This window comes from Myroides sp. C6-3, from assembly GCF_050522425.1.
Taxonomy (GTDB): domain Bacteria; phylum Bacteroidota; class Bacteroidia; order Flavobacteriales; family Flavobacteriaceae; genus Flavobacterium.
In genome coordinates, this window is sequence record NZ_JBMVQP010000067.1 from 1 (window position 1) to 5,438 (window position 5,438).

The 5,438-nt window shown below is 30.9% G+C and carries 8 protein-coding genes and 1 pseudogene; all 9 read left to right on the forward strand.

The window, feature by feature from the left end; all coding sequences use genetic code 11:
• Positions 1–642, forward strand: a 642-nt coding sequence (locus ACPDG9_RS15675) for an RHS repeat domain-containing protein (protein WP_430528644.1), incomplete at its 5' end; no start/stop codon positions are given.
• Between the two features lie 6 nt (positions 643–648).
• Positions 649–960, forward strand: a complete 312-nt coding sequence (locus ACPDG9_RS15680) for an immunity protein TriTu family protein (protein WP_430528645.1) — start codon at positions 649–651, stop codon at positions 958–960.
• A 415-nt stretch (positions 961–1,375) separates the two neighbouring features.
• Positions 1,376–1,987, forward strand: coding sequence for an RHS repeat-associated core domain-containing protein (locus ACPDG9_RS15685; RefSeq protein ID WP_430528651.1), 612 nt, complete (start codon positions 1,376–1,378; stop codon positions 1,985–1,987).
• 12 nt (positions 1,988–1,999) lie between these two features.
• Positions 2,000–2,485, forward strand: coding sequence for a hypothetical protein (locus ACPDG9_RS15690; RefSeq protein ID WP_430528646.1), 486 nt, complete (start codon positions 2,000–2,002; stop codon positions 2,483–2,485).
• Between the two features lie 107 nt (positions 2,486–2,592).
• Positions 2,593–3,237 (forward strand): annotated as a pseudogene (locus ACPDG9_RS15695) (RHS repeat-associated core domain-containing protein); the annotation flags it as partial.
• A gap of 1 nt (position 3,238) precedes the next feature.
• The gene (locus ACPDG9_RS15700) at positions 3,239–3,592 is read left to right on the forward strand and encodes a hypothetical protein (RefSeq protein ID WP_430528647.1); all 354 of its coding nucleotides are present in this window, start codon (positions 3,239–3,241) and stop codon (positions 3,590–3,592) included.
• Complete coding sequence (locus ACPDG9_RS15705) at positions 3,579–4,055, forward strand: NADAR family protein (RefSeq protein WP_430528648.1); 477 nt, start codon at positions 3,579–3,581, stop codon at positions 4,053–4,055. Before ACPDG9_RS15700 ends, ACPDG9_RS15705 begins: the two co-directional genes overlap by 14 nt.
• A gap of 23 nt (positions 4,056–4,078) precedes the next feature.
• Positions 4,079–4,621, forward strand: coding sequence for a hypothetical protein (locus tag ACPDG9_RS15710; RefSeq protein WP_430528649.1), 543 nt, complete (start codon positions 4,079–4,081; stop codon positions 4,619–4,621).
• 2 nt (positions 4,622–4,623) lie between these two features.
• A complete protein-coding gene (locus ACPDG9_RS15715) occupies positions 4,624–5,034 on the forward strand; it encodes a hypothetical protein (RefSeq protein WP_430528650.1) in 411 nt (136 codons plus the stop codon).
• Positions 5,035–5,438: the final 404 nt, after the last annotated feature.

A 5,438-nucleotide genomic window follows, 5' to 3' on the forward strand; every position in this document is an offset into this window, starting at 1 on the left:
GATTATATCGGCAGACCAATTCAAGCGTATAGCGAAGAAGGAGCGCTGGTTTGGAGTACAGACTATGACATCTACGGAAAGCTCAGAAACCTTGTCGGGGATCGGATGTTTATCCCTTTCAGACAGTTAGGACAATATGAAGATATCGAGCTCGATGGGTTATACTACAACCGTTTTCGCTATTACGATTCGAATAGCGGGTTGTATATAGCTAAGGATCCGATAGGCCTTGCAGGTAACAACCCAACGTTCTATGCGTATGTATGGGATAGCAATGGGGAGGTGGATGTTTTTGGGTTGGAGTTAATAACTGTAGGAAGATGGATGGGAAACAATGAGTTTAAGGAAATGTCAAAGACTGGAAAAGTAATAGAAAGTTATACAGGAACAACACATGTAGCAAATCCTGCTGACATTAGAGCTTTTGGAAAACAGGCTAAAAATGGTACATTATATGTTGAGTTTGATGTTAATAAATCATCATTGAAGCAAACTGGTGAAAATTGGGCGAGTATATCAGGGCCTAATTCTGTTGAAGGACGATTAGCAAAGAAGAAGGGATTACCAATACCTGAAATGCCTAATGTTTCAAATATTAAAGTTATTGCGGAAAAAATAGATGGTAAAGTAATTTATAAATAACATATTATGATAGTTTTAGATGAATTTTATGATTGGGTGTTAAGTCTAGAAGTTATAGATAGATTAGTGATTGATATAAAGAAACTTAATTTTAATGAAAAGTCAAATAATTCAATGAAAAAAACCATAGTATTAGATATGGAAAATGATTTTTACATTGGAAAATATATTATTTGGGAAGATAATAGTTGTTTTGTTGAATTAATTGAAGTTGATTCTGAAAATCAAATTCTCCACGAAAGAAAGGATTGTTGTAATTTGGAAGAATTAAAATCTCAATATAAGAAAATTTATTTTTTTTTTGAAAGATCTATATAGACAAAAATTATTTGTTCTAAAATCATTGTAAGTTTTGTGCTAAGCCATTGATATATCTTAATATCCAATGGCTTTCTAACCTAAAGTACAAGTTGGAAACTCATACTAGTTCTTAGAATAGAAAATAAAAAAGATTGTGATATTGTAAGTTTGTAATAACTAGACAATTTCTTTTAGATTGAACGGACTCAAAATAGAACATCAAATGGTTATACATTTTCCATATGATGTTTTTTTTAAATAGATACTTCAATTTAATAAAAGTGATTAAAATGAAAAGTTGTTAATGATGTAGTCTTATCCTTTTTTATAAATAACCGATGGTAAACATTACAGCATCCTCAGTGATTATATCGGCAGACCAATTCAGTCGTATAGCGAAGAAGGAGCGCTGCTTTGGAGTACAGACTATGACATCTACGGTAAACTTCGAAACCTTGTCGGGGATCGGATGTTTATCCCTTTCAGACAACTAGGGCAATACGAAGATATCGAGCTGGATGGGTTATACTACAACCGTTTTCGCTATTACGATTCGAATAGTGGGTTGTATATCTCCAAGGATCCGATAGGCTTGGCAGGTAACAACCCAACGTTTTATGCCTATGTGTGGGATAGCAATGGGCAGGTGGATGTTTTTGGGTTGGATCTAAGGCCTGAAAATGGATATATAGGGGGAAAACGTCATGGGTTAAAGCTTTCAAATAAAGATGCACAAATTTTAGCGAATAATACTCGAAACCCGCTACCTCATGGTAGATGGGGGAGTAAAACAGATTTAGCCTATGCAGGTAAGTTAGCAGATCAATTAGAACCAGGAGGTTTTATGGATTTTCCTGTAAATCAGGATACTAAAAGCGTTGTTTTTCATTCAGGTATAGATGTTGATACAGCCACTCCTTTTCCTGCAACTCATTATAGACTTAGAAATAATGGAAACGGTACTTTTCATGGTTTTCCAATAGACGCCACTGCAGAACTAATTAGACCAGATTCTAAAGCTATATTTAAAAACGAATATAAATAAAAAGAAAGAATTATGATTTTTGATTTAGAAATACCTAATAGTAGAAAATTAAAAGAACGTGATATAGCAGATTTAACACTTTCTGAGGCTTTATTTACAATATATGATTTAGATAATAATCTTATATTAATATGGAATGATGCTAGAATTACTTTAAATTATAAATTAGATATTGGGGATAGCATTTTAGATATTTTTCAAATGATAGATGATATAATTAACAAAAAGGAGGAATTTAAAACACAGTTTCCAAGTCAGAGTTTTTTTGAGTTATGGATTTGCGAAATAATAGACAATAACATCCATATTAAATGGGATGGATTCAAAGAAAATTACAATAACAATATTGATGATATTATTGTCTTAGATGTCAGTTTATTCGTAAAAGTATGGATGAAGTTGCTACAACAATTAAAAAGTGATTTACTGGAGAAAGGATATAATGAATTGAATTTAGAGGATTTTTATTTATTTGAAAAGTTGAAACAAATCAACTAAAAAGAAGTAAGATTAATACTAATTTTCAGTCTTACCATTTTTTGTATCTATCATAGATAAGATTATAATGAATAAGGCTTTAAGGTACAGGTTATTATGATAGCTATGGAAGATTTATATATTTAGAGAGAGGGTTTATTCCCTTCCGTCAGTTAGGACAATATGAAGATATCGAGCTCGATGGGTTATACTACAACCGCTTCCGCTATTACGATTCGAATAGCGGGTTGTATATTTCTAAGGATCCGATTGGGTTAAAAGGTGGTTTTAGTTTCTATTCCTATGTTCATGATTCGAATAGCTATGTTGATGTTTTTGGTTGGGAAGATATATGGTTTAGAGCTTTGAATACTATTGATATGATTAATTTGGATCATAATAATGGAATTATGCCTAAAGATCCTTTAGCTAAAAAGTCTCCATTAGATCATGTTTTAAGTGGATCAAATGCAGGTTACAAAGATCAATATACTTCATTAACCAAGAGTAGAAAATTTGCGGAAGGGTGGGCATTAAAAAGTGGTACAGATGTTGTCGCTGTTGATTTAGATAAAGTAAATGCGAACAAATTAGATTTAACGACAGGTGAAGGTCGTAAATTGTATTTGGGAGATGCTTCATTAGGGAAAAAAGAAATAATTGATGCAAATAGATTTGCAAAAAATGCAAAAGAACTATTAGTAGAAGGTGGTGTTCCAAAAGACGCAATAACAGAAAAATATAAACCCCAAAAACCGAAAAAATATAAATAAAATGAAAGAATCGCTTAAAAAATATTTAGAGTATTGGGACTCAGATGATAATTTTTTTGTTCTTATGAGAATGAAAGGATTTGTGTGGCTTGATGATGAATACTTATATATGCTAAATTTGATACGAACTGTACTGAATGATTATAAAGAAGACTATTTAATTCCTAAACAGTTGGTTTATTTTTTTTGTATGCAAATTCCCCTTTTAGTACGTACAATGGAAAATCCCTTATTTTATATAAATCCGCCTGCTCCCTATACAGATGAAGAATATAAAATTTTTATCGGATCACGTATAAAAGAATTAGTAGCTATGGAAGAAAACTTTATAAGAGAAAACTATGACAAAATTTGAGTTTTTTTACGGAACTGAACATCCATTATCACAATGGTATGGTTCTAAATTTAGTATGGATGGAATTGAATTTAATAGCATGGAACAATGGATGATGTATTCTAAAGCCATTTTGTTTAAGGATTTTGATACGGCAAAAAAAATTCTAGAGGAAGATAATCCTTCCATTCAACGAAAATTAGGTAGACAAGTTAAGTTTTTTAAAGATGATATCTGGATAGAGCATAGAGAAAGCATTATATATCAAGGGAACTATGCTAAATTTAATCAGAATGAAGAGTTAAAGCGTTATTTGTTAAATACAGAAAATGCTTATTTAGCAGAAGCAAGTCCAACGGATTTAATTTGGGGTATTGGTTATGGAATAACGGATGAAGAAAGATTATTTCCTGAAAAATGGAGAGGCGAAAATTTGCTTGGGAAAATATTAATGCAAGTTAGAGAAGATCTAAAAATAGGGTAGCTAGCAAAAATCCAAAAGTTTAGTTGGTTACAGCTAAACTTTTTTGTTATCACTATTCTACAACCGCTTTTGCTATTACGATTCATTCGAATAGTGGGTTGTATATAGCTAAGGATCCGATAGGCCTTGCAGGTAACAACCCAACGTTCTATGCGTATGTATGGGATAGCAATGGGGAGGTGGATGTTTTTGGGTTGGCAAATCAATATCAAATACATTCTCCTAGTCAACCAGATATCGTATCAAAAGGGTTACATTTTTATGGAAAAGATAATATAGAATTGAGTGTAAAGCCTAATGTAGATGGTGGCATTTCCTTTAAATCAGTGTTTAGTACAAAAAATTTAAATACAAAAGAAATAGATAAAATAGATAATGCCATTAAAGATGCTCAATCCAAATTTAACATAGATTCAAAGTGGCGTCAACATATATTAGATAATGCAATTATAGCTAAAGAAACTGTAATTGAAGCTCATGGGCAAGGAAAAATGAAAGATATGGCGAAAGGAAGATCCGCAGAGTTTCATTTTATTGAAAAAAACATAAAGAAAAAATACAAATAAATATGAGTGTAATAAAAAAAATTAGTAAAACTGATTTCATAGATTTTATTAATTCAAAGGCATTTGAAGGTATTACAATCGGAGATGATAAAGAAAAAATAATTAAGTATCTTAAAAATAAGAAGTATAAATGTATCTATGGTAAAGACTTTATAGTAATAAAATATTGTAATGTTGAATTTACAATAGATAAGGATAATAAAATAGTACTTATTCACTTTGACCTATCTGAATTTATTTCTGAAATAGGGTATCTGTTTGAGCCATTATCCTTTGAAGAAATCAAAGAAGAAATAGAAAAAAACATGATAGAAATAAAACAAGGTATTTTTGATGATCAATTAATTATTAGTAACAAGTGTAAACTTTTTTTTGAGAATAAAAAATTAATAGATATCTATATTATTGAATAATTTATTTTTAAATATAGTTTTATTAAGGTTTTATAATGGAAAATATATAATTCAGTTATACATAAATTACTCCCAAAAAACTATCTACGTCATTGTTAGATAGTTTTTTTTATTCCTATAAGTGTGCAGGTATGGACAAAAATAATGTCAAAGAGCTATGTTGTGTCTACAATGCCTATGAGAATCTGATGGGAATCACAAATGAGAAGAATGAGTAGTATAGCTTTATCCGCAATAACAGAGATGAAGTTGTAGAAGAAATAGAGTTCGATATAGTGTATAAACAGTACACTTGAAATTTGAAGAAGGTCAGGTGCAATACAAAAGCCCAGACGCAGTAGGAAATATTTACGAAAGCAAGTATCAGAAGGATAGGGTGTATGATACGGGAGGTAAACTCCTTC